The sequence below is a fragment of the Streptomyces sp. NPDC043685 genome (assembly GCF_056436585.1).
Genome location: NZ_JBWKCH010000003.1, coordinates 310052 through 332512 on the forward strand (window position 1 = coordinate 310052; position 22461 = coordinate 332512).

The 22461-nt window shown below is 72.7% G+C and carries 22 protein-coding genes and 1 pseudogene; 14 read left to right on the forward strand and 9 right to left on the reverse strand.

Annotated elements, in window-relative coordinates; genetic code table 11:
• Positions 1-76: 76 nt before the first annotated feature.
• Together AC0665_RS10600 and AC0665_RS10605 are read right to left on the reverse strand one after the other, a co-directional pair.
• The gene (locus AC0665_RS10600; RefSeq protein ID WP_478704824.1) at positions 77-1354 is read right to left on the reverse strand and encodes an ABC transporter substrate-binding protein; all 1278 of its coding nucleotides are present in this window, start codon (positions 1352-1354) and stop codon (positions 77-79) included.
• A gap of 45 nt (positions 1355-1399) precedes the next feature.
• Positions 1400-2452 carry a carbohydrate kinase family protein gene (locus AC0665_RS10605; protein ID WP_478606221.1) on the reverse strand — a complete coding sequence of 351 codons (1053 nt, stop codon included), beginning with the start codon at positions 2450-2452 and terminating at the stop codon, positions 1400-1402.
• Positions 2453-2601: 149 nt separating this feature from the next.
• Between AC0665_RS10605 and AC0665_RS10610 the strand changes: the two genes are divergently transcribed.
• The 5 genes and pseudogenes from AC0665_RS10610 (at position 2602) to AC0665_RS10630 (ending at position 8841) form a co-directional block, all read left to right on the forward strand.
• Complete coding sequence (locus AC0665_RS10610; protein ID WP_478606281.1) at positions 2602-3366, forward strand: DeoR/GlpR family DNA-binding transcription regulator; 765 nt, start codon at positions 2602-2604, stop codon at positions 3364-3366.
• A 190-nt stretch (positions 3367-3556) separates the two neighbouring features.
• The gene (locus tag AC0665_RS10615) at positions 3557-4897 is read left to right on the forward strand and encodes a 6-phospho-beta-glucosidase (RefSeq protein ID WP_468632345.1); all 1341 of its coding nucleotides are present in this window, start codon (positions 3557-3559) and stop codon (positions 4895-4897) included.
• Between the two features lie 70 nt (positions 4898-4967).
• Positions 4968-8009: an alpha-mannosidase gene (locus AC0665_RS10620; RefSeq protein ID WP_478704825.1), complete on the forward strand. Its 3042-nt coding sequence runs from the start codon at positions 4968-4970 to the stop codon at positions 8007-8009.
• Positions 8010-8222, forward strand: a pseudogene (locus AC0665_RS10625) (alpha-L-fucosidase); the annotation flags it as partial.
• A gap of 100 nt (positions 8223-8322) precedes the next feature.
• Positions 8323-8841, forward strand: a complete 519-nt coding sequence (locus AC0665_RS10630; RefSeq protein ID WP_478606280.1) for a cupin domain-containing protein — start codon at positions 8323-8325, stop codon at positions 8839-8841.
• A 4-nt stretch (positions 8842-8845) separates the two neighbouring features.
• Here the strand turns inward: AC0665_RS10630 and AC0665_RS10635 are convergent, their stop codons facing one another.
• Positions 8846-9985 carry an ATP-grasp domain-containing protein gene (locus AC0665_RS10635; protein WP_468403856.1) on the reverse strand — a complete coding sequence of 380 codons (1140 nt, stop codon included), beginning with the start codon at positions 9983-9985 and terminating at the stop codon, positions 8846-8848.
• Positions 9986-10240: 255 nt separating this feature from the next.
• Here AC0665_RS10635 and AC0665_RS10640 point away from each other — a divergent pair, with 255 nt between their 5' ends.
• A complete protein-coding gene (locus tag AC0665_RS10640) occupies positions 10241-11101 on the forward strand; it encodes a metallophosphoesterase family protein (RefSeq protein WP_478704826.1) in 861 nt (286 codons plus the stop codon).
• A complete protein-coding gene (locus AC0665_RS10645; protein ID WP_478704827.1) occupies positions 11098-11757 on the forward strand; it encodes a 4'-phosphopantetheinyl transferase family protein in 660 nt (219 codons plus the stop codon). The genes AC0665_RS10640 and AC0665_RS10645 overlap by 4 nt, the downstream gene beginning before the upstream one ends.
• A gap of 419 nt (positions 11758-12176) precedes the next feature.
• On the opposite strand, the gene AC0665_RS10650 is transcribed toward AC0665_RS10645, so the two are convergent.
• From AC0665_RS10650 to AC0665_RS10660, 3 genes are all read right to left on the reverse strand, one after another.
• Positions 12177-12401, reverse strand: coding sequence for a hypothetical protein (locus AC0665_RS10650; protein WP_478704828.1), 225 nt, complete (start codon positions 12399-12401; stop codon positions 12177-12179).
• A gap of 162 nt (positions 12402-12563) precedes the next feature.
• A complete protein-coding gene (locus AC0665_RS10655; protein ID WP_363117023.1) occupies positions 12564-13094 on the reverse strand; it encodes a toxin-antitoxin system, toxin component in 531 nt (176 codons plus the stop codon).
• 32 nt (positions 13095-13126) lie between these two features.
• On the reverse strand, positions 13127-13786 hold the full coding sequence (locus AC0665_RS10660) for a helix-turn-helix domain-containing protein (RefSeq protein WP_363116870.1): 660 nt from the start codon (positions 13784-13786) through the stop codon (positions 13127-13129).
• Between the two features lie 238 nt (positions 13787-14024).
• On the opposite strand from AC0665_RS10660, the gene AC0665_RS10665 reads away from it, so the two are divergent.
• The 7 genes from AC0665_RS10665 to AC0665_RS10695 all read left to right on the forward strand — a co-directional run bounded on the left by AC0665_RS10665 (position 14025) and on the right by AC0665_RS10695 (position 20200).
• Positions 14025-14684 carry an MmyB family transcriptional regulator gene (locus tag AC0665_RS10665; RefSeq protein ID WP_468403864.1) on the forward strand — a complete coding sequence of 220 codons (660 nt, stop codon included), beginning with the start codon at positions 14025-14027 and terminating at the stop codon, positions 14682-14684.
• 72 nt (positions 14685-14756) lie between these two features.
• Positions 14757-15911: an NAD(P)/FAD-dependent oxidoreductase gene (locus tag AC0665_RS10670; RefSeq protein WP_478704829.1), complete on the forward strand. Its 1155-nt coding sequence runs from the start codon at positions 14757-14759 to the stop codon at positions 15909-15911.
• Positions 15908-16222: a (2Fe-2S)-binding protein gene (locus AC0665_RS10675; RefSeq protein ID WP_478704830.1), complete on the forward strand. Its 315-nt coding sequence runs from the start codon at positions 15908-15910 to the stop codon at positions 16220-16222. Before AC0665_RS10670 ends, AC0665_RS10675 begins: the two co-directional genes overlap by 4 nt.
• Positions 16212-17576: an FAD/NAD(P)-dependent oxidoreductase gene (locus tag AC0665_RS10680; protein WP_478704831.1), complete on the forward strand. Its 1365-nt coding sequence runs from the start codon at positions 16212-16214 to the stop codon at positions 17574-17576. Before AC0665_RS10675 ends, AC0665_RS10680 begins: the two co-directional genes overlap by 11 nt.
• The gene (locus AC0665_RS10685; protein WP_478704832.1) at positions 17573-18463 is read left to right on the forward strand and encodes a dihydrodipicolinate synthase family protein; all 891 of its coding nucleotides are present in this window, start codon (positions 17573-17575) and stop codon (positions 18461-18463) included. The genes AC0665_RS10680 and AC0665_RS10685 overlap by 4 nt, the downstream gene beginning before the upstream one ends.
• Positions 18464-18468: 5 nt before the next feature.
• Entirely contained in the window at positions 18469-19470 is a 1002-nt protein-coding gene (locus tag AC0665_RS10690; RefSeq protein WP_468632364.1) for a proline racemase family protein, read from the forward strand.
• 58 nt (positions 19471-19528) lie between these two features.
• Positions 19529-20200 carry a GntR family transcriptional regulator gene (locus tag AC0665_RS10695; RefSeq protein ID WP_363116863.1) on the forward strand — a complete coding sequence of 224 codons (672 nt, stop codon included), beginning with the start codon at positions 19529-19531 and terminating at the stop codon, positions 20198-20200.
• A 27-nt stretch (positions 20201-20227) separates the two neighbouring features.
• On the opposite strand, the gene AC0665_RS10700 is transcribed toward AC0665_RS10695, so the two are convergent.
• Genes AC0665_RS10700 through AC0665_RS10710 form a run of 3 tightly spaced genes read right to left on the reverse strand, consistent with a single transcriptional unit; the run spans position 20228 to position 22406 of the window.
• Entirely contained in the window at positions 20228-21163 is a 936-nt protein-coding gene (locus AC0665_RS10700; protein WP_478704833.1) for a PDR/VanB family oxidoreductase, read from the reverse strand.
• Positions 21160-21339, reverse strand: coding sequence for a hypothetical protein (locus AC0665_RS10705; RefSeq protein WP_381211823.1), 180 nt, complete (start codon positions 21337-21339; stop codon positions 21160-21162). Before AC0665_RS10705 ends, AC0665_RS10700 begins: the two co-directional genes overlap by 4 nt.
• Entirely contained in the window at positions 21336-22406 is a 1071-nt protein-coding gene (locus tag AC0665_RS10710; protein ID WP_478704834.1) for a Rieske 2Fe-2S domain-containing protein, read from the reverse strand. Before AC0665_RS10710 ends, AC0665_RS10705 begins: the two co-directional genes overlap by 4 nt.
• Between the last annotated feature and the right edge of the window lie 55 nt (positions 22407-22461).

Genomic DNA, 22461 nt, shown 5'->3' on the forward strand with positions numbered 1-22461 from the left:
GGAAGCGGGCCGGGCCGGGCCCGCCGTGGTGCCGGGGCACCGTGGCGGAACCGGTGACCGGAGGTGAGGTCATCGCTCAGCTCACCCCCTGCCGCCGGGCGATCTGCTTGGCCTGGGCCACCGCGTCCTTCCAGGCGTCGTCGGGCTTCTTGCCCTTGGCCTCGATGCTGGACAGCTCGGTCATGAAAGGCGCCATGACGGCGGCGTCGGCGGGTGCCTCGTAGCTGGAGGGGATGGCCTTGGCGGCCGGACCGAAGACCTCGATGATCTTCTGCCCGCCGAAGAACGGGTCACCTCCCGTCATGGCCGGCATGGAGTAGGCCGCCGGCGCGGCGGGGAAGATGGCGGCATCGGTGAAGCCGCGGGCGTCGTTCTCCGGGCTGAGGATCCAGCTGATGATCTTGAACGCCTCTTCGGGGTTCCGGCACTGCCTGGGCAGGGCCAGGTAGGAGCCGCCCTGGTTGGCCGGTCCGCCGGGCATCGCGCAGACCCGCCACTTGCCCTTGGTCTTCGGGGCCGCCTGCTCGATGTCCAGGGCGTGCCAGGCGGCACCGAGTTCGGTGGTCAGGCTCTTGCCGACGGCGGCGTTCCAGGTGTTGTCGTTGATCTTGGCGTCGAGACCGAGGGTGTAGGGGCGGACCGCCGTGGTCCACGCCTTGCGGATGTGGTCCTGGTCGCCGATGAAGCGGTTGTCCTTGTCGATGAACCGCTCGGTGCCCTGCCCGACCGCCATGGTGAAGACCGAGCCGATGTTGTTGACGAGGTAGGTGCCCGGCACCTTCCCGCGCAGCTCGGTGCCGAGGGCGAAGTACTCCTCCCAGGTCCCGGCCCGGGCGGCGACCTTGTCGGGGTCGGTGGGCAGTCCGGCCTTGTCGAACAGGTCCGCGCGGTAGAAGAGCGCGGTGGGGCCGATGTCGATCGGGAAGCCGATCTGCCGGCCGTCCTCGGTCCGGGCGAGCTTGGTCTTCCAGTCCAGGTACCGGGAGGCGATCTTCTTGAAGCCGAGGTCGTTCAGATCCAGGAAGCGGTTCGCGTTGGGCAGGAAGGACGCCATGTCCTCGCCCTTGATGCCCGTGATGTCGGGCACGGAGGCGCCCGCCGCGAGGGTGGTGGTGAGCTTCTGCTTGAAGTCGCCGCCGATGGAGGCGGCGGTCAGCTTCACCTGGCCGCTGAAGTGCGTCTTCGCCTCGGCGACCACCTTGTCGCTGAGGGCGCCTCCCCAGTACCACATGGTGAGGTTCTTGCCGTTCTTGCTGTCGGCCGATCCGGATCCGCCACCGCAGGCGACGGTCAGACCGGAGGCGGCCGCGGTCAGCGCGGCGGCCTGGAGGAAGCCTCTACGGGAAAGGTCCACGGGTGACTCCTGTTGTTCCTGTTCGACGTGCAGAGGGGTGGAGCGTCAGTGCCGCTCCTCACGGGCGCGCGGACCGACGGGGGTGTGAGGGCTCGGCGGGGTGACGGGGGCGTGGCACACGGGCGGGCCGGGATCGGCCGGGACGCGGTCGGTCAGGAAGCCGTAGGCGCGCCGCACGTCCGGGTCCCTCTGGGCACGCCACCAGCGTGCGACGCCGTACCAGCCGGGGGCCGCGAGGGCGCCCGAGTGGTGCCGCACGGACAGCCCGGCCGCGAGCACCGCGAAGCGCAGCCGCTCCGCGAGCGGCCAGCCGCCGAGGGAGGCCGCGACGAAGCTCGCCCCGAACACGTCCCCCGCGCCCGTCGCGTCCAGGACGTCGGTGTCCAGGGCCGGCACCTCGGCGTACTCGCCGGTGATCTGGTCGACGGCGAGGGCGCCGTCCCCGCCGCGGGTGACCACGGCGACCGGCACCAGCTCGGAGAGCGTGCCGAGCGCGGCCACCGCGCTGTCGGTGCGGGTGTAGGCCATCGCCTCGGTCTCGTTGGGGAGGAAGGCGTGGCACAGGGCCAGCTGGTCCAGGAGGGCCCTCGGCCACTCCTGAGCGGGGTCCCAGCCGACGTCCGCATAGATCCGCGTGCCGTTGGCGGCGGCCTTGGCGAGCCACTCGCGCGGCTCGGCCTCCAGGTGCACCAGGGCGGTCCGGGCGCCGGGCGGGTCGCCCATCAGCACGTCCTGCGAGTACGGCGGCTCCGTGCCGTGGGTGAGCAGGGCCCGGTCGCCGCCGTGCGCGACGGAGACCGTGACCGGAGTAGGCCAGCCGTCCGCCGTACGGGAGAGCGAGAGGTCGACGCCTTCCTGACCGCCCAGGACGTCCCGGCAGTACGCGCCGTAGAAGTCGTCGCCGAACACCGTGGCCAGACAGGTGCTGAGGCCGAAGCGGGAGGCGGCCACCGCGAGGTTCGCGATGCCGCCCGGGCCGCAGCCCATGCCCCGGGTCCAGATCTCCTCGCCCGGGGTCGGCGGCTTGCCGAGCCCGGTGAGGACGAGGTCGTAGAAGAGCAGCCCGGTCAGCAGCACATCGGGCCGGTCATCGCCCACGGATGTGTCCTCTCGCTCAGGGCTTCAACGGAGATCGTCAAAACTCGTCATTTCTCTGGCCGGAATCGTGCGCTGCTCAGAGAGATTGGTCAATACCCGAGCAGAACTGAGCATAGAAATGATTGAAGATGACGAGTAGTGTTCCGGCCGTGCTGGCAGAACGACGACACCAACTCATCCTGCGGGCCCTGCGCGCCGGCGGGCCCGCGGCCGTGACCGACCTCTCGGAGCAACTGGGAGTGAGTCCCGCCACGATCAGGCGCGACCTGGTCAAACTGGAGGAGGACGGACTGCTCACGCGGGTGCACGGCGGCGCCGTCGTGGAGGAGGGCGATCAGCCCTTCGCCGAGGTCGCCGAGGTGCGCGTCGCCGAGAAGGACGCCATAGCCGAACGCGCCGCCGCGATGATCGGGGACGGCCAGTCGGTGCTGCTGGACATCGGGACGACGGCCTACCGCCTGGCCCGGCAGCTGCACGGGCGGCGGCTCACCGTGATCACCAGCAATCTGGTGGTCTACGAGGAACTCGCCGACGACGAGGGCATCGAGCTGGTCCTGCTCGGCGGCATGGTCCGCCGCGAGTACCGCTCCCTGGTCGGCTTCCTCACCGAGGACAACCTGCGCCAGCTGCACGCCGACTGGCTCTTCCTCGGCACCAGCGGCGTGCGGCCCGGTGGCCAGGTCATGGACACCACGGTCGTGGAGGTGCCGGTCAAGCGCGCCATGATCAGGGCCGGTGAGAAGGTGGTGCTCCTCGCCGACGCGGCGAAGTTCCCCGGGCACGGGATGGCCAAGGTCTGCGGTCCCGAGGACCTGGACGCGGTGGTGACGAACGACCCGGTCGACCCGGTGACGCGGGCCTCCTTCCAGGAGGCGGGCGTCGAGGTGGTCGTGGCGGGAAAGGGGCAACCGTGAACCCTTCCCCGGCCGCGGTGGGGGGACCGCCGGCACCGGCCGCCCCACCCGTCGGCGATCAGCGAGGTTCCAGCCCCTCTGAGCCCTGTGGACCGGAACCGGTCCGAGGTACCCGAGCGAGTTCAAGGAGGTGGCGCGTGCTCGGTTCCCGCAACGCGCTCCGTGCGGCCTGCCGAAGCGGAGGAAGCCGGTGAAGCTGACGATTCTGGGCGGCGGAGGATTCCGCGTGCCGCTGGTGTACGGGGCGCTCCTCCAGGACCACGCCGAGGGCCGGGTGACCCACGTCGTCCTGCACGACCTGGACGCCGCGCGGCTGTCGGCGGTGACCCGGGTCCTCGCCGAACAGGCGGCCGGTGTGCCCGACGCGCCCGAGGTCAGCGCCACGACCGACCTCGACGAGGCCCTGCGCGGCGCCGACTTCGTGTTCTCCGCGATCCGCGTGGGCGGTCTCGAAGGCCGCGCGAACGACGAGCGCGTGGCCCTCGCCGAAGGGGTGCTGGGCCAGGAAACCGTCGGCGCGGGCGGCATCGCCTACGGCCTGCGCACGGTCCCGGTCGCCGTCGGCATCGCCCGGCGGGTGGCCCGGCTCGCTCCCGACGCCTGGGTCATCAACTTCACCAACCCGGCCGGACTGGTCACCGAGGCCATGTCCCGTCACCTCGGCGACCGGGTCATCGGCATCTGCGACTCCCCGGTCGGCCTCGGCCGCCGCATCGCCCGGGTGCTCGGCGTGAAGAACCCGGGCGAGGCGTGGATCGACTACGTGGGCCTCAACCACCTCGGCTGGGTGCGCGGCCTGCGCGTCGCCGGCCGTGACGAGCTGCCGCGCCTGCTCGCCGACCCCGACCTGCTCGGTTCGTTCGAGGAGGGCAAGCTCTTCGGCCCGGACTGGCTCCGCTCCCTCGGCGCGATCCCCAACGAATACCTGCACTACTACTACTTCAACCGCGAAACCGTGCGCGCCTACCAGCAGGCCGAGAAGACCCGCGGCGCCTTCCTGCACGACCAGCAGGCCCGCTTCTACGCCGAGATGCGCAACCCGGACGCCCCCGCCCTCACCGTCTGGGACCGCACCCGTGCCGAACGCGAGGCCACGTACATGGCCGAGAACCGCGAGAGCGCCGGCGCCGGCGAACGCGACGAGGACGACCTGTCGGGCGGCTACGAGAAGGTCGCCCTCGCCCTGATGCGGGCGATCGCCCGGGACGAGCGCACCACCCTGATCCTCAACGTCCGCAACCAGCGCACGCTGTCGGTCCTGGACACCGACGCCGTGATCGAGGTCCCCTGCCTGGTCGACGCCAACGGCGCCCACCCCGTCACCGTCGACCCGCTGCCCGGCCACGCCACCGGGCTGGTCTGCGCGGTCAAGGCCGTGGAGCGCGAGGTGCTGGCCGCCGCCGACTCCGGCTCCCGCGCGACGGCCGTCAAGGCCTTCGCCCTGCACCCGCTCGTCGACTCGGTCAATGTGGCCCGCAAGCTGGTCGAGGGCTACACCGAGGTCCACCCGGGGTTGGCGTACCTTAGGTGAACGCCGCTCGGTAAGCGCTTTCCCCCACCGCTTCCCGCCTGCTCGCTCTTCCCGCTTCTGGAGACATCCCATGCACGACGAAAGCCGCCGCATCGAGGAGCGCGTGCAGCGCCTCCACGACCAGCGCATCAAGACCGCGATCTACGCGGCCACCGTCCCCTTCGAGGTGGAGGCCTGGCAGGCGCCGGGGGAGCCGGTCCCGTTCGAGGAGGCCGCCGCCGCCTCCTACGAGCCCTTCACCATGGGGACGCCCTGGGGCCCGCCCTGGGGCACCACCTGGTTCCGCATGCGCGGACAGGTGCCCGAGGAGTGGGCGGGCCGCCGCGTCGAGGCCGTCATCGACCTCGGCTTCACCGGCGACTGGCCGGGCAACCAGGCCGAGGCCCTCGTCCACCTCACGGACGGCACCCCGCTGAAGGCCGTCAACCCGCTCAACCAGTACGTGGCGATCGCCAACCCCGCCCAGGGCGGCGAGAGGGTCGACTACCTGGTCGAGGCCGCCTCCAACCCGGACATCCTCGCGAACGACTTCTCCCGGCCCACGCCCCTCGGAGACAAGCTCACCGCCGGCGACAAGCCGCTCTACACCTTCCGCGCCGCCGACCTCGCCGTCCTCGACGAGGAGGTCTGGCACCTCGACCTCGACGTGCAGGTGCTGCGCGAGCTGATGCTGGAGCTCGGCGCGCACGACCCGCGCCGCCACGAGATCGCCCACGCCCTGGACCGGGCGATGGACCTTCTCGACCTGGACGACGTCTCCGGCTCGGCCACCGCGGTGCGCGCGGCGCTCAAGCCCGTGCTGTCCAAGCCCGCGCACGCCAGCGCGCACACGATCTCCGGAGTCGGCCACGCCCACATCGACTCCGCCTGGCTCTGGCCGATCCGCGAGACCAAGCGCAAGACGTCCCGCACCTTCTCCAACGTCACCTCGCTCGCCGACGAGTACGACGACTTCATCTTCGCCTGCTCCCAGGCCCAGCAGTACGAGTGGGTGCGCGACCACTACCCCAAGGTGTGGGCCCGCATCCAGGAGTCGGTCAAGAACGGCCAGTGGGCCCCGGTCGGCGGCATGTGGGTCGAGGCCGACGGCAACCTGCCCGGCGGTGAGGCCGTCGCCCGCCAGTTCATCCACGGCAAGCGCTTCTTCATCGAGCACTTCGGCATCGAGACCAAGGGCGTGTGGCTGCCGGACTCCTTCGGCTACAACGCGGCCTACCCGCAGCTCGCCAAGCTCGCCGGGAACGAGTGGTTCCTCACCCAGAAGATCTCCTGGAACCAGACCAACAAGTTCCCTCACCACACCTTCTGGTGGGAGGGCATCGACGGCACCCGCATCTTCACCCACTTCCCGCCGGTCGACACCTACAACGCCCGCTTCAGCGGCGAGGAGATGTCCCGCGCGGTGCGCAACTACTCCGAGAAGGGCGGCGCCTCCCGCTCCCTGGCCCCCTTCGGCTGGGGCGACGGCGGCGGCGGCCCCACCCGCGAGATCATGGAACGGGCCCGCCGGCTGGCCGACCTGGAGGGCTCCCCGAAGGTCGTCGTCGAACACCCCGACGCGTTCTTCGCCAAGGCCCGCGAGGAGTACCCGGACGCGCCCGTGTGGGTCGGCGAGCTCTACCTGGAGCTGCACCGCGCCACCTACACCTCCCAGGCCCGCACCAAGCAGGGCAACCGCCGCTCCGAGCACCTCCTGCGCGAGGCGGAGCTGTGGGCGACCACGGCCGCCCTGCACGCACCGGACTACGCCTACCCGTACGAGAAGCTGGACCGGCTCTGGAAGACGGTGCTGCTGCACCAGTTCCACGACATCCTGCCCGGCTCCTCCATCGCCTGGGTGCACCGCGAGGCCGAGGCCGAGTACGCCCGCGTCGCCCGGGAACTGCACGCGCTGACCGCGGAGGCGGTGGCCGCGCTGGGCACCGGCCGGACCCGCGTCTTCAACACCAGCCCCTATGACCGCGCCGAAGTGATCCGCACCGCCGACGGCGCACCGGTGTACGCGCAGGTGCCCGCGAGCGGCTCCGCGCCCCTCACCGACACCGCGCCCCCGCAGCCCGTGACGGTGACCGGCCGGGTCCTCGACAACGGACTGGTCCGCGTGGAGGTCGCCGAGGACGGCACCCTGTCCTCCGTCCGCGACCTGCGCGCCGGCCGCGAGGTCCTCGCCGAGCCGGGCAACCTGCTCCGCCTGCACACCGACCTGCCCAACTACTGGGACGCCTGGGACATCGACAAGCACTACAAGAACCGCTACACGGACCTGCTGGACGCCTCGTCCGTCACCGTCGTCGAGCAGGACCCGCTGATCGGCGCCATCCGCGTCGAGCGGTCCTTCGGCAAGGGCTCCACGATCACCCAGACGATCAGCGTCCGCGCCGGCAGCCCCCGCATCGACATCGAGACGGACATCGACTGGCACGAGACCGAGAAGATCCTCAAGGCGGCCTTCCCGGTCGACATCCGCGCGCCGCACTCCTCCGCCGAGATCCAGTTCGGCCACATCCAGCGCCCGACCCACACCAACACCAGCTGGGAAGCGGCCCGCTTCGAGGTCTCCGGCCACCGCTGGGTGCACCTCGGCGAACCCGGCTACGGCGTCGCCGTCATCAACGACTCGACCTACGGCCACGACGTCTCCCGCACGGTCCGCGAGGACGGCGGCACCACGACCACCGTCCGCCTCAGCCTGGTGCGCGCCCCGCGCATCCCCGACCCCGAGGCCGACCAGGGCCGCCACCGCTTCACCTACGCGCTGCTGCCCGGCGCGACCATCGAGGACGCCGTCGCGGAGGGCTACGCCCTCAATCTGCCGCTCCGGGTGGCCGACGCGGCTGGCGCCCCCGCACCCGTGGTCTCGGCCGAGGGCGAGGGCATCACCGTGGAAGCGGTCAAGCTGGCCGACGACACCTCCGGCGATGTCGTCGTACGGCTCTACGAGTCCCGCGGCGGCCGCGCCACCGGCACCCTGCGCACCGGGTTCGCGCTCGCCGGCGCGCAGATCACCGACCTGCTGGAACGCCCGCTGGAGGATGCGGAGATCACGGACGGGGCCGTCGCCGTCGCACTGCGGCCCTTCCAGATCCTGACCCTGCGCCTGCGAAGGGGCTGACTCTTCGTCCACCGGGGCAGCTACGCCGTCGGAGGCGTCCAGGAGTCCTGGTCGTTCCACGACGGCGTCGTCCCGCACGAGCGGTAGATGTCCCGGCCCGGCCGGTTCACGGCCGCCGCCGAGTTCGAGGACCTGGACGCCTGGGAGAGGTTGCTCGCCTACCGGGACGGCCAGGTCCGCGAACTCATCCGCCGCCACGACCCGAGCACCCTCTCCTGATTGACCCACGATCATGGCGCTCGAATGCCCCGTGCCATGGGTCGCCCGGCTCCCTAGAGTCGATGTCATGACGACGACGCAGAACGAAGACGGCATGACGACGACACGTCACCGGACGGCAAGCGGCAGCGGCTTCGCTCCGGTCCTCACGCGCGCCGCCGAGGCCGAGACGACGCGCGACCCCAGCAGCGTGATGACCCTCCTCGCCGACTCCGGGAACACCGGCGGGCGGCTCACCAGCTACCGGTCGACCTTCGCGGAGGGCGCGGTCGGCGCGCCCGCCCACCTGCACACCGAGGCGTCCGAGATGTTCTACGTGATCGACGGCGCACTCCAGGTGCTGGTGGGCGAGGAGATCACCGTGCTGCGAGCCGGAGACTTCCTCCTCGTACCACCGCACACCCCGCACGCCTTCGCCGCCGCGCCCGGTGCGACGGCCGACGTGCTGTTCGTCTTCACCCCGGGCGCCGGACGCTTCGACTATCTGCGGCTGCTGGGCCGGGTGATGCGCGGCGAGGCCGACCCGCAGGAGATCAAGGACTCCTCCGAACGCTTCGACAACCACTACGTCGACAGCCCCGTGTGGCGCGAGGCGCTCGCGGCCAGGGCCTGAGGAACTAGAAGGGCAGCGCCTGGGCCGCCGCCGCTCCGACGGAGCCGACCGGTTCGGCCGTGGCGGGCGCGGGCACCGCGGGCAGCGGATCCGTCACCTCCAGGGGCTGCTGCGGCAGGGGCACCGGCCGCAGCGGACGCGCCCCCGACACCACCGTGTAGTCCTGGCCGAGGAACGGCGGCACCATCTCGCCCGGGTCCTCGCCGAGGGCCAGCTGCACCGCGGCCCAGGGGGCGTTGACCCCGCACAGGGACAGCTGGTGCAGCCCGCCGGCCGGGCGGGTGTTGACGTCCATCAGCACCGGCCGGTCGCCGAACATCCGGAACTGGATGTTGGACAGGTAGTGCAGACCGAAGCCCTCCGCGATCCGCCGGGCCGGTTCCAGCCACTGCTCGTGCAGCGTGAAGCCCCGGCGGCGGCCGTTCTTGGTGCGGCCCACCGCCAGCCGGACCAGGTTGTCCGGTCCGGTCAGGCAGTCCACGGAGACCTCCGGCTGCTCCAGACGCGGCATCACCAGCCAGTCCACCGGCTCCTCGGCGCCCCGCAGCGCCTCCAGCACCAGATCCAGCGGCACGTACGGGCTCGGGAAACCGCTCAGATGCATCATCGAGAAGGGCGTCCGCGTGATCACCCGGAACCCCACGCCACCGGCCCCGGACGCCGGCTTGAAGCACGCCCTGTGCCCCCTGCCCTCCAACTCCTCGACAGCTTCGACGAGTTCGTCCTCCGTGCGGACCCGGTACCACGGCGGCACCGGCACGCCGATCGCCTGGACCGCCTGGTAGGCGATCACCTTGTCGTGGAAGACGGCCACGGCCTCGGGCGGCGGCGCCAGCACCACGGTGCCGGCCGCCTCGAACTCGGCGCGGTGCGTCACGATCGCCGCCTGGTGCAGCCGGGGCACGAACACGTCGATGCCGCGCCGCGCGCACTGGTCCAGCGCGTACTCGACGTACCCGGCGGGGGACAGGTTCTCGGGCTCCAGCTCGGCGGTGTCGGCGGCGGCCAGCACCGGCGAGTCGGGGTCGCCGTGGGTGGCGTGGATCTCGACGGCCCGGTCGCTGGGATTTCGCCGCAGCTGATCCATGAAGAACACGTTCTCCGCGTACGTGCGGTTGAGCCAGACGCGTACGCGAGAGACCATGCAGGCCGCCTTTCACGGTTCGCGGGCAGGGCGGAGCAGCCCGTGCCCGGGCAGGAAAAGGGAGGGACACCAAACCGCCCCTGTGAAAGGGAAGTTCGTAGCGGTGGTGTTGGGCCAGATCATACGGCTTCGGCGAGCCCCGTCGTGCAACGCGCGTGTGAAGGAATCCCGGGGCCACGGCCCCCGGGCCGCTCTTGTCCCGGTCGCACGGATGTGATCTCTTGATGAAGTCCGGGTGCGCGAAGGGGGCGAGAGGTGACATCGACGGCCGGTGGTGCCGCACAACTGCTGGCCATCAGCGATCTCCACATCGGTTACGCGGAGAACCGCGCCCTGGTGGAGGACATGCGGCCCGGGTCGGACGACGACTGGCTGCTCGTGGCCGGTGACGTCGCGGAGACCGTGGCGGACATCCGCTGGGCCCTGGAGACGCTGGCCGGCCGGTTCCGCAAAGTCGTCTGGGTGCCCGGCAACCACGAGTTGTGGACCCACCCGAGCGACTCCGTGACCCTGCGCGGCGCCGCCCGCTATGACCACCTGGTCGGACTGTGCCGGGAACTGGGCGTGACGACACCCGAGGACCCCTACCCCGTCTGGGACGGCCCCGGCGGGCCGGTGGCCGTCGCGCCGTTGTTCCTGCTGTACGACTACTCGTTCCTGCCCGCCGGCTGCACCACCAAGGAGCAGGGCCTGGAGTACGCGCGGGGCACCGGGATCGTGTGCACCGACGAGTACCTGCTGCACCCCGACCCGTACCCGAGCCGGGAGGCCTGGTGCCGCGCCCGGGTCGCCGCGACCGAACGCAGACTCGCCGCCCTGCCCGCCGATTTGCCGGTGATCCCCGTCAACCACTACCCGCTGCACCGGCACCCGATGGACGTCCTGTGGCACCCCGAGTTCGCCATGTGGTGCGGCACCGAGCTGACCGCCGACTGGCACCGCAGGTTCCGCGTCGACACGATGGTCTACGGCCATCTGCACATCCCCCGTACCACCTGGCACGAAGGGGTGCGCTTCGAGGAGGTGTCGGTGGGCTACCCGCGCGAGTGGCGCAAGCGGTCCGTGCCGCCGGGGCGGTTGCGGCGCATCCTGCCGGGGGAGAGCGAGGAGCGGTGATCGAGGAACTGCTGCCGCGGACCGTGGTCACCGTGGAGGCGTACGGCCACGAGGACGCGGCCACGCCGCTCTACCCCGAGGAGGCGGCGCTGGTGGCCCGGGCGGTCGCCAAACGGCGCCGGGAGTTCGCCGTCGTGCGCTCCTGCGCCCGCAGCGCCATGGAGAAGCTCGGCGTGCCGCCGCAGCCGATCCTGCCCGGGGAACGCGGCGCCCCCGGCTGGCCGGCCGGGCTGACCGGCAGCATGACCCACTGCGAGGGCTACTGCGCCGCCGCCCTGGTCCGTGACACCGACCTTGCCTCCCTCGGCATCGACGCCGAGATCCACGGGCCGCTGCCCGAGGGCGTCCTGCCGTCCGTGTCCCTGCCGGCCGAGGCCGGCCGGCTGCGACGGCTCGCGGCCGAACGCCCCGACATCCACGGGGACCGGCTGCTGTTCAGCGCGAAGGAGTCCGTCTACAAGGCGTGGTTCCCTCTCACCGGGAAGTGGCTGGACTTCATGGAAGCGGACGTCGAGTTCACCGCGGACGGCACTTTCCGCGCGGCCCTGCTCGTCCCCGGCCCGCGCGTGGGCGCCCGCCGCCTCACCCACTTCGACGGCCGCTGGACCACGGCGCGGGGGCTTATCGCAACCGCCGTAGTGGTCCCCCACGCCTGACCTCGCTCCGGGGCATGGGTCGTGCGTCGTTGCGGGCCGCTGTGGGCTGGTGCGGGCCGCTGTGGGCCGCCGCCCCACGCCTGACCTCGCTCCAGGGCATGGGGCGTGCGTCGTTGCGGGCCGCTGTGGGCTGGTGCGGGCCGCTGTGAGCCGCCGCCCCCACGCCTGATCCCGCTCCAGGGCACGGGTCGTGCGCCGCTGCGGACCGCCGTGTGCCGCTGTGGGGCCGGTGTGGCCCGCTGTGGGCCGAGATCCCGGGCCGCGGCCCGGGCGGGCGGGCCGTCGGGCTCCGAGCCCCCGCGCAGACGCTCCCCTCCCACAGCCGGAAGGCCCCTGTGCAGGCCCGGGCCGCCGCCGACGGAGGGCGGGGGAACCCCACTCGAACTCCGCCGACGGCCCGGGCCTGCTGGTCCGCTCGGTCAGGGAGCCGGCTCCGGGCACCAGTTCGCCAGGAGGCGGAAGAACGCCTCCTCGTTGCCGGCCAGGCCGGCCCGCTCCAGGGCCTGTTCCGCCTCCGCGAGCACCGCCGGAGGCACGAGCGGCGGGCCGCCCTCCAGGTCGAACGCGGCCCGGACGGTGTGCAGCAGCCGCAGATAGGCCTGGACGGCGGTGCGTTCACGATCGGTCAGAACGGCGGTGGGCATCGGTCGGCTCTCCCCGTGTCGGCGTCGTCGGTCGTGCGCCCTCGCGACAGCGGTGGCACACCTCCAGCTTGCCGTCCACCACTGACAATCCGGTCCCGTCGCCCTCCGGTTCGCCCGCTCGGCGCAGGCGGACCGCACCACGTCGCCGTGGCGGACGGCAGGTCAGCCCTGCGGCCCTCGATACCCCAGCGACGCCTCGATCCGCCCGGCCAGATGGTCCCGCTGCACCGGGCCCCGCACGGACGAACCGGCCAGCCACGCCCGGCACTTGCTGGCGAGCAGCAGCCCGAAGCTCTCGGCCTCCCGCTCGTCGTCGAGGTCGAAACGCGTGCGCGCGGCGACCTTCAGCACGGTCGCCTGGAGGTCGGCACCGTCGTCCAGCAGCCGGGCGGCGACGGCGGCGCCCTCCACGTGGTGGGAGCAGTGCCCGGCCTTCATGTGCCACAGCTCGTGGCCCAGGATCACCAACTGGTGATCGGGAGCGGTGCGTTCCTCGATGACGACGAGGTCCTGCTCGGCCATGTCCAGCCAGAGCCCGCTGGCGGTTCCGGGCGGGAAGGCGGCCGTGCGGAAGCGGACAGGGCGGCCACGGCGTCTGCTCATGCCGTCGCACAGGGCGGCGTACAGCTCCTCGGGCCGCGCCGGCGCGGGGAGGGTCAGCTCCGCCACCAGCTCGCCGCACAGACGGCGCATTTCCCTACCGGTTCCCACAGTTCTCCCCACGGTCACGACTCGGGCCGCTTGACGCTCTCCAGGAGCATGTCCAGCCACTCCGCGACCTTGTCGCGGTGCTGGTCGGTGGGCAGTTGCGCGGCACGCCAGGCGATGCCGCGCACGCCGTGGTCCTGCAACAGGCGCTCCAGCGGGTCGTCCGCCGCCGCGGCCGCCTCCCGCTCGCGGTCGGCGAGCTTCTGCAGCAGCTCCTGCTCGGTGTGCTGGAGGGCGCTGACCAGGGCCTCGGGGTCCTCGGCCGTGAGGAAACCGGCGTGGACCCGGAAGAACCGCTGAAGGGCGTCGCAGTGCTCCATCGTCGGCCGCCGGTCGCCGTTGATGAGCGCGCCGGCCTGCTGGCGGGACATGCCGGCCCCGTCGGCGATCTCCTGCTGGGTGTACTTGCGGCCGTTGGGCTTGAGCCGGGTCCGGCGCAGCAGGTCCAGACGCTGGAGGAAGCGGGCCTGCACATCGGGCTCGCCCGCCGGCCGGCCGCAGAGCAGGGCCTTGACCACGGGCTCCGGGACGCCGGACGCCACGGACAGCCGGCCGGTGTCGAAGACCTCGGCGTGCGGCACGCCGAGCCGGTCGGCGAGCGCGCCGACGCGGGAGACGACGGCCGATAGCACGGCCGTCGGCGTGGCGCCCGGACCCTCGACGAAGCCACCCGTCACCGACAGATCTCCTACGTCTCTCACAGGCTTCTCACAAGTGGATGCCGTGACCTACCCCGGCGTGAACTTCCCGGAGCGTAGCCGGTGGTTCGAACTCACATCCAGGTCTCGCCACAACTGTGGCCAATTTCAGCCGTCAACAGGCATGGAATGCCACGATAGTTGACACGCCTCAGCCCGGGGCAGCAGGATCGGGGCGCCGCGTCAAGGCCGCACAGGCAAGAGGGGTGACCTCCCGATGGCATATCAGGCAGGAGGGCAGCGGCCGGCACCGCGGCCCGTCCCCGAGACTCCCGAGGCCCAGGCCTACCTGGAGGACTACGCCGGGCTCCTGGAGGGTGTCTCCTTCCCCTCCCTGGTCGTCGACCACTGCTGGGACGTGGTCCTGACCAACGGCGCCTTCCGGTCACTTTTCCGCGAAGTGGGTCCTCACCCCACGGCCATGCCGGACGACAACTTCCTCAGGTTCGTGCTGTTCCACCCCGACGCCCCCACGGTGCTCGGCGAACACGAGGCGAGCTGGTGCCTGCCGATGCTCGCGCAGTTCGCGCGGACCGTGGAGACGTACGGCCCCGACGCCGGTCTGCAGGCCATCCGCCGCGACATCGCCCAGGACCCGATCATGGAGGCCGCCTACCGGCACGGCCTGCCGCACTGGATCCGCGTGGTCGGCGAGGACGCCGTCGAGCCGGACGGTGCCGTACGGCCGCTGCTGCACCCGGACCCGCGCCGGGGCGCCACCGAGTGCCGGGTCGTCGTCGAGACGTCCAGGACGCTCGAGGAACTGGGCTGCACTCGCGTGACGTTCGTCCTGCGCGAGGCGCGCCGCGCCCCGGCACGCGAGCGCCGCACCCGCCGTGCCGCCTCCCACTTGAGGGTCGTCCCCGCGGCCGACTGACCGCTCCCGCGCGTCCGGTCCACCCTTGTCGGCACCCTTCCCGGCTCCTGTGGTGTGTGACATAGTACTGGCGTGGCCGAGTCGCTGACCTGCGATGTCGTGGTGGTGGGAGCCGGTGTGGTCGGCGCCGCCGCCGCACTGTACGCGGGCCGCGCGGGCCTGGACACCGTCGTGGTGGACCGGGGCCCGGTGGCCGGCGGGACGACCGGGGCGGGGGAGGGGAACCTCCTCGTCTCCGACAAGGAACCCGGACCGGAGCTCGACCTGGCCCTGCTGTCCGCCCGGCTCTGGTCCGAGCTGGCCCGGGAGGGACTCGGCGAGGCCGTCGAGTACGAGGCCAAGGGCGGTGTCGTCGTCGCCGGCACGGAACGGGCCCTGGCCGGGCTGGAGAAACTGGCCGCCGGGCAGCGCGCCGCCGGGGTCGAGGCGGTCCCGGTGCCCTCCGACCGGCTCACCGACCTGGAGCCGTATCTGACCCCCGGCCTGGCGGGCGGCGTCCACTACCCGCAGGACGCCCAGGTGATGCCCGCCCTCGCGGCGGCGCACCTGCTGCGCGCCTCGAAGGCCCGGGTGCTCACCGGCCGGGAGGTGATAGGGGTCCTGCGCGGCCCCGGCGGCGCGGTGCGCGGCGTGCGCACCGGCCGGGGCGACCTGCACGCGCCCGCGGTCGTCAACGCGGCCGGAACCTGGGGCGGCGAGGTGGCGGCCCGCGCCGGGGTGTCCCTGCCGGTACTGCCCCGGCGCGGTTTCGTCCTGGTCACCGAACCGCTGCCGCCGCGCATCCGGCACAAGGTGTACGCCGCCGACTACGTGGCCGACGTCGCCAGCGACTCGGCGGCCCTCCAGACCTCCCCGGTGGTGGAGGGCACCCCGGCAGGCCCGGTTCTCATCGGCGCCAGCCGCGAACGGGTCGGCTTCGACCGGTCGTTGTCCCTCCCGGCGCTGCGCGCGCTGGCGGCCGGGGCGACCGGGCTCTTCCCGTTCCTCGCCGACGTCCGGGCCCTGCGGACCTACGCCGGCTTCCGGCCGTACCTGCCCGACCACCTGCCCGCCATCGGCGCCGACCCGAGGGCCCCAGGGCTGTTCCACGCCTGCGGGCACGAGGGCGCGGGCATCGGTCTGGCCACCGGCACCGGGCATCTCCTCGCGCAGGTGCTGACCGGGCGCACACCCGATCTGGACCTCGTCCCCTTCCGGCCCGACCGCTTCACCGAGGAGGCCGGGTGAACCCGCTGAAGCTCGCCGGGGCCAGGCCCGGACCCGCCTTCACCGTCACGTTCGACGGGCGGCCCGTCGAGGCGCTGCCCGGGCAGACGGTCGCCGCCGCGCTGTGGACCGCGGGCATCACCTCCTGGCGTACCACCCGCGGCGAGGGCCGTCCCCGCGGGGTGTTCTGCGGGATCGGCGTCTGCTTCGACTGCCTGGTGAGCGTCAACGGCCGCCCCAACCAGCGGGCCTGCCTGGTACCGGCGCGGCCGGGGCACGTGATCGTCACGCAGGACGGGACGGGCCACGAGGAGGCGCGCCGTGCGGACTGACCTCGCCGTGATCGGCGCCGGACCGGCCGGGCTCGCCGCCGCCCTGGCCGCCTCGGCGCGGAGCGTACGGGTCACGCTCGTCGACGCCGCCCCGCGGCCCGGCGGGCAGTTCTACCGGCAGCCGGCCGCCGCACTGGGCGCCGGGCGGCCCGAGGCGTTGCACCACCGGTGGCGGACCTGGGAGCGGCTGCGCGACGGGCTCGCCGCCAGTGCCGTACGCGTCCTGACGGATCACCACGTCTGGAGCGTGGAGCGCACACCGGACGGCTTCACCGTGCACGCGCTGCTCGGGCCGGAACAGCAGGAGCCCGCCGAAGTGCACGCCCGCGCCGTCCTCCTGGCCACCGGCGGCTACGAGCAGGCGCTGCCCTTCCCCGGCTGGACCCTGCCCGGCGTGGTCACGGCCGGGGGAGCCCAGGCCATGCTCAAGGGCGGGCTCGTGGTGCCCGGACGCCGGGCGGTCGTGGCCGGGACCGGGCCGCTGCTGCTGCCCGTGGCGGCCGGACTGGCGGCCGCCGGCTGCGAGGTCGCCGCGCTCGTCGAGTCCGCCGACCCCGGGCGTCTCCTGCGCCACGGCCCGGCCCTGGCCGGCAAGCTCCCGGAGGGCGCCGGACACGCCGCCCGGCTGCTGCGCCACCGCGTCCCGGTCCTGACACGGCACACCGTCCTGCGCGCCCACGGCGACGACCGGCTGACCGGCGTCACCGTCGCCGCCCTCGGCACCGACGGGCGCGTCCGGCCCGGCAGCGAGCGGCACCTGCCCTGCGACACCCTCGCCGTCGGCCACGGCATGCTCCCGCACACCGACCTCGCCGAGAGCCTCGGCTGCCGCCTCGACGGGCTCGCCGTGGCCGTCGACACCGAGCAGCGCACGGACGTGCCGGGCATCTGGGCGGCAGGGGAGACCACCGGCATCGGCGGCGCCCCGCTCGCCCTCGCCGAGGGGCACATCGCCGGCCGCTGCGCCGCCGCGCACCTGCGGGGCACCGCGCCCGATCCCGCCCCCGCGGCCCTGAAGGCCCGTACCCGGCTGCGGAGTTCCGCCGCCGCCCTCGACTCCGCCTACGCGCCGCCCGCGTACTGGCCCGAGCGGATCACCGACGACACCGTCGTCTGCCGCTGCGAGGAGGTCACCGCCGGGGCCGTGCGCGAGGCCCTGGAGCTCGGCGCGGGCGACGAACGGACCGTGAAGCTGTTCACCCGGGCCGGGATGGGCTGGTGCCAGGGCCGGATGTGCGGCACCGCGGTCGCCGGACTGGCCGGCTGCGCGCCCACCCCCGCCAAGCGCCCCTTCGCCCGCCCCGTGCCGCTCGGCGTCCTGGCACGTCAACACTCCCAGGAGGAACCGTCATGACCGCACACCGCCCCTGGCGCGGCGTCCTCGTCGCCACCGCGCTCCCGCTCGACGACGACCTCTCGGTGAACCACGACCAATACGCCGAGCACTGCGCCTGGCTGGTCGACAACGGCTGCGACGGCGTCGTACCGAACGGCTCCCTCGGCGAGTACCAGGTGCTCACCCCCGAGGAGCGGGCCCGGGTCGTCGAGACGGCCGTCGCCGCGATCGGCGGGGAGCGCGTGATGCCCGGCGTCGCCGCGTACGGGTCCGCCGAGTCCCGGCGCTGGGCCGAACAGGCCGGTGAGGCGGGCTGCCGGGCGGTGATGCTGCTGCCGCCGAACGCCTACCGCGCCGACGAGCGCTCCGTCGTCGCCCACTACGCCGAGGTCGCCCGGTCGGGCCTGCCGGTCGTCGCGTACAACAACCCGATCGACACCAAGGTCGACCTCGTGCCCGAACTGCTCGCCCGGCTGCACGGCGAAGGGCACATCCAGGGCGTGAAGGAGTTCTCCGGAGACGTGCGCAGGGCCTACCGGATCGCCGAACTGGCCCCGGAACTGGACCTGCTGATCGGCGCGGACGACGTGCTGCTGGAACTGGCCGTCGCGGGCGCCAAGGGCTGGGTGGCGGGCTACCCGAACGCGCTGCCCCGGGCCTGTGTCGAGCTCTACCGCGCTGCCGTCGGCGGCGACCTGGACAGCGCGCTGCCCCTGTACCGGCAACTGCACCCGCTGCTGCGCTGGGACTCACGGGTGGAGTTCGTGCAGGCCATCAAGTTGTCCATGGACCTCGTCGGCCGCCACGGCGGTCCCTGCCGCCCGCCCCGTGCGGCACTGCTGCCCGAGCAGGAGGCGGCGGTGCGCGCCGCCACGGAGAAGGCCGTAGCGGCCGGATTGAGCTGAGGACCATGCGCAGCAGACTCGTCCTGCACGCCGTCGACTCGCACACCGAGGGCATGCCGACCCGTGTCGTCACCGGCGGCATCGGCACCGTCCCCGGCGCCACCATGAACGAACGGCGGCTGTATTTCCGCGAACACCGCGACGACATCAAGCGGTTGCTGATGAACGAGCCGCGCGGCCACTCCGCGATGAGCGGTGCGATCCTCCAGCCGCCGACCCGGCCCGACTGCGACTGGGGCGTGCTCTACATCGAGGTCTCCGGCTATCTGCCGATGTGCGGGCACGGCACCATCGGCGTGGCGACCGTGCTGGTGGAGACGGGCATGGTCGAGGTCGTCGAGCCCGTCACCACCATCCGGCTCGACACCCCGGCGGGCCCGGTCGTCGCCGAGGTGGCCGTCGAGGACGGGGCCGCCAAGGAGGTCACCCTGCGCAACGTCCCCTCCTTCGCCGTCGGCCTCGACCGCGAGGCGACCCTCGCCGACGGCCGGACGGTGACCTACGACCTCGCCTTCGGCGGCAACTTCTACGCCATCCTGCCCCTGGAGCGGTTCGGCCTGCCCTTCGACCGCACCCGCAAGGACGAGATCCTCGCGGCGGGCCTGTCGCTCATGGCCGCCGTCAACGCCGAGGACCCGCCCGTCCACCCGGAGGACCCGTCCATCCACGGCCTCCACCACGTCTACCTGGCCGCCCCCGGCTCGACCGCCCGCCACTCCCGGCACGCCATGGCCATCCACCCCGGCTGGTTCGACCGCTCGCCCTGCGGCACCGGCACCAGTGCCCGCATGGCACAACTGCACGCGCGCGGCGAACTCCCGCTGCGCACCGAGTTCGTGAACGAGTCCTTCATCGGCACCCGCTTCACCGGCAGACTGCTCGGCACGACCGAGGTCGCCGGCCGCCCGGCCGTGCTGCCCAGCTTCACCGGACGCGCCTGGATCACCGGCACCGCCCAGTACCTGCTGGACCCCGAGGACCCGTTCCCCGCGGGCTTCGTCCTGTAGACCGCGTACGAGCAGACCACCGAGCACGAGCAGACCACGAGAGGAACCCCGAACCGTCATGTCCCCGCGGCACACCCCCGCCCTGCCCGTGCTGGGCAGCAGGAAGCCCAGCCACCGGGAGCGGGTCGCGGACGCGCTGCGGGCCGCCCTGATCGCCGGCGAACTGCGGCCCGGTGAGGTCTACTCGGCCCCCGGCCTCGCCGCCCGCTTCGGCGTCTCCGCCACTCCCGTGCGCGAGGCGATGCTCGACCTGGCCAAGGAGGGCCTGGTCGACACCGTGCCCAACAAGGGCTTCCGCGTCACCGCCGTCTCCGAGCGGCAGCTCGACGACTACACCCACATCCGGGCCCTGATCGAGATCCCCACCACGGTCGAACTGGCCCGCACCGCCGACCCGGTGGCCCTGGAGGCGCTCCGCCCGGTCGCCGAGGAGATCGTCACCTCGGCCGCGGCTGGCGACCTCATCGCCTATGTCGAGGCCGACCTGCGCTTCCACCTCGGGCTGCTGGCCCTGGCGGGCAACGGCCATCTCGTCGACGTCGTGCGCGACCTGCGACGCCGGTCCCGGCTCTACGGGCTGACGGCCCTGGTGGAACAGGGGCGGCTGGAGGCGTCGGCCGAGGAGCACCTGGAGATCCTCGACGCCCTGCTCGCGCGCGACGAGGAAGCCGTGCGGGCCGTGATGAGCCGGCACCTCGGGCATGTCCGGGGGCTGTGGGCCGCGCCCTGAACAGGCCGGGCGGACAGGCCGGGCGCTTCACAGATCCAGGACGAGCCGCCTCCCGCGGCAGCGGGACACGCAGATCATCATGGTCTCCCCGGCCGCGCGCTCGTCCTCCGTCAGCACCGAGTCCCGGTGGTCCGGCTCGCCGTCGAGGACATCGGTCTCACAGGTGCCGCACGTCCCCTCCGTGCAGGAGTACAGCACCTCGACCCCGGCGGCGCGCACGGCGTCCAGCACGGTCACGTCCGGCGCGACGGTGAGCGTTCGGCCGCTCCGCGCGAGCTCCACTTCGAACGCGGTGTCGGCGCGGCTCTCCTGTTCCTTCGGCCGGAACCGCTCGACGCGCAGCCTCCCGGACGGGCACCGGGCCTCGACCGCGTCCAGCAGCGGCCCGGGACCGCAGCAGTAGACGAGCGTGCCCTCGGGCAGATCGTCCAGCACGGCGGGCAGGTCCAGCAGGCCCGCCTCGTCCTCGGGAGCGATCGTCACACGGTCCCCGTAACGGTCCAGTTCACCGGCGAACGCCATGGACCGGCGGGTGCGGCCGCCGTAGAGCAGGGTCCACTCGGCGCCCGCCGCGTCGGCCGCCGCGAGCATCGGCAGGATGGGGGTGATGCCGATGCCGCCGGCGACGAAGCGGTACCGGGGAGCGGGCTCCAGGCCGAAGTTGTTCCGGGGCCCGCGCACCCGCACCACCGTGCCCTCGCTCAGTTTCTCGTGCACATGGGCCGAGCCGCCCCGCCCGGCGCTTTCCCGCAGCACCGCGACCCGCCAGGACGAGCGGTCCGCCGGGTCGCCGCACAGCGAGTACTGCCGCTCCAGACCGGGCTCCAGCAGGAGGTCGACATGGGCGCCCGGCTCCCAGACCGGAAGCGGCTCGCCCCGCGGATGCCGCAGGGTGAGGACCAGCACCCCGTCCGCCGCCGACTGCCGCCGTTCGACGACCAGTTCGGACTCGTACACGCTCATGAGCTGTTCCCTCGCGGCTCGTCGACGCTGTGCCCCCGCGGATGGGCGAGCATCCACTCCCACATCTCGACCGGGTCCTGCGCGGTGTGCTCACGGCCGCAGTGGCAGGTGCCGTGCAGGGTGTCGGTGCCGGGCAGCCAGGCGATGCGGTAGATCTCACCGGTCGGAGCGGTCACCGGAGCTTCTCCACGGGCTTCTCGCCCTGCTCCACCAGCCGGGCGAGGATACGGCGGGCGGCCAGACCGCCGGTGTCGATGTTGATGCTGAGCTCCTGGTAGCCGGTGTGTTCGGTGCCGAGCGTCTTCTGGAGCAGGTTGAGCGCGGTGACGTCCTGCATCACCACCGTGTGGTTGTTGCCCCGCAGGAACTCGGTGACCTCGGCGTCGTCCGTCGCCCAGTCACGCGAGACGGCCCAGAAGTCGTACACCGTGCCGTCGCCGGACGGGGTGATCGCGTACGTGATCTCGGTGTGGAAGCCGTTCGGGTCGCTGCCGTCCGCCTCGGGCAGCACCCCGACCGGGGCGATGCGGCTGTGCAGCAGATACAGGCACGGGGCGTGGTACTCGATGTCCTGCCAGCGGGTGATCCGGCCCTCGATGCCGGTGGATCGGGCGTAGAAGGGCGGGCACTCGGCGTCGTCCATGTGCCGGCTCACGCGGACGATCCCGGCACCCTCGTCGACCTCCGTGGTGATCGGGGTCTCCGCGACCTCGGGGGTGCCGATGTAACCGCCGTGCAGATACGTCTCGTGGGACAGGTCGAGGAGGTTGTCGACGAGCAGGCCGTAGTCGCAGTCGATGGGCTCCATGCCGCGCACGGTGACCCAGCCGGGGGCATCGAGATGCCGGGCGCGGGGGATGGCCCGCGGGTCGGCGAGCGCCGGGTCGCCGATCCACACCCAGATCAGCGAGTCCTGCTCGACGACGGGGTAGGAGGCGATCCGGGCGGTGCGCGGCACCCGCTTCTGCCCCGGCACGTACACGCAGGTACCGGACGTGTCGTACGTGAAGCCGTGGTAGCCGCACACGATCCGGTCCCCGTCCAGCCGCGTCGGCGCCTCCGACAGCGGGTATCGGCGGTGCACGCACCGGTCGTGCAGGACGACCGGCGTGCCCTCCTCCTCGGTGCGGTAGAGCACGAGCGTCTCACCGAGGATCGTCCGGCCGAGCAACTCCCGCCCGACCTCGTGGCTGTAGGCGGCGACGTACCACTGGTTCCTGGCGAAGGCGGTCATGTGAGGCATGGGGGCTGGCTCCCGTCTCTGGTCGTGCCGTCATCGTCGGGGCGGCCCACCGGGC